The following is a 1,530-nucleotide window of genomic DNA, read 5'->3' on the forward strand; positions in this document are numbered from 1 at the left end:
CATTTGCTTCTTAAAAACCCATTTCGCTATAGAGACCGCTTTCCTTGCCGTCTCTTCTGATAATTCTCTATTTGGTGCGTCCATAAGGTGCTCAGCCATGTGAAGCCCTAGTCCAATTCTCAGGGCAATTTCACGCCACCGAACCATGAAGGAACGAATGGCTTCTGTGTGTTTATCGGCTTCACGCCCGTTTTGGTTCTCGTAATGAGTAAAAATTCCAGAGGCTTCTTTCGATGTTGAGATCGTTACAGGTTCCTTACCGTGAAACGCCTCTAGCATAACCCTGCAATGCCGACCCCAGCGCTCTAGCAATTCAGAATCAACGTGCAAAATCCTATATGGATCTTCGTCCTGATATTGGCACTCAATAGGAACGAGCATACATCGGGGAAGGAATCCACCGACCTTGAGCTGATTAGAATTCAAGATGCTATCGAATCGGTCTGGAGTAAGAACCCACACTAATGAAGTACATGGATCTTTCACCACAGACTCACGGCTTAGCCGCTCTGAGATAATATCATCACCAGAGAACCCCGCTAGAATGTGAGAATCGTCTGGATTCGTGCTCACGTTCATTCTACCAAGGAGATTGTCTATCGTTCGACCGCCCTCAGTGGTTAGAAAGAGAATAGAGCCGCCGTTAGTGGAAAGAGTCTGAACGGCTTTCTCTTGAGACACGTCATCCTGGATAAGCCTATGAGGATTGATCTTCTGAGCCTCTAGCTTAGCTCTTTCACGCTCTAAATCAGCGAACCGCGCCTTGTATTCATCCAGACCATACACACCGAATTTCTTCTCGTGTTGCTTCTCTTCCAGTGATAACGCCTTGAGCTCGGCACTAATCACAGGGCGCACATCTTCTTCCCACTGGTCTCTTAGCTTCGCTTCATAGTCTCGAATAGGCTTCGCTAGTGGGTTTACCGTGGAAGATTTCCCCGCGCCTGATGGTAATGAGCACACGAGAAAAAGATTTGATCTGACCAGATAATCTCGGAACTCTAGCTGAACGCCCTTACCGTAAAGAGCGCTATTGAGCCCCAGCATAGTAAGAGCGGGAAACGCTACGGGAACGCCGCTCACGCTAGAGATACTCTTAGACAAGTCTCTAAAGAGCTCAGGAAAGGAATCTATTGGGAACGATTCTTCACTCATTGCGCGTTCTCCTTCTGTTCAATCTCAGAAAGAACCGCGTGAATATCCATCACAAGATAGTTAAGCGCTGGTATTGTCTGCACCGCCTTGAGTATCCTATACAATGCGGCAAGCGCTGACTTGCTCAGTAATTTTTGACACCTATAAATCATTACCTTTTTTCTCCTTAAAGAAGGCGTACGGGTACTTACACGAGACCCGCTCGCTGGTTAAAAACGGTTAGCTAACCGCCCTCTATAGCCTCCTCTTTTACCGCTACGCGGCTTCCCTCAGATTCGCCTGAGGATGCCCTGAGAACCCCGCATTTATTCGGGTATCTACTAGGCTTGGACTCTTCCAAAATTCGCCTGAGACGGGCTCTGATGCCTCTAGTGG

1 protein-coding gene is annotated in these 1,530 nt (G+C 47.8%); it reads right to left on the reverse strand.

Annotation, left to right across the window (positions count from 1 at the left end):
* On the reverse strand, nucleotides 1-1,155 hold a 1,155-nt coding region (locus tag EBR25_13935; protein NBW42070.1), incomplete at its 3' end, for a DUF3987 domain-containing protein.
* Nucleotides 1,156-1,530: the final 375 nt, after the last annotated feature.

This window comes from bacterium, from assembly GCA_009926305.1.
In the GTDB taxonomy this organism is placed as follows: domain Bacteria; phylum Bdellovibrionota_C; class UBA2361; order UBA2361; family RFPC01; genus RFPC01.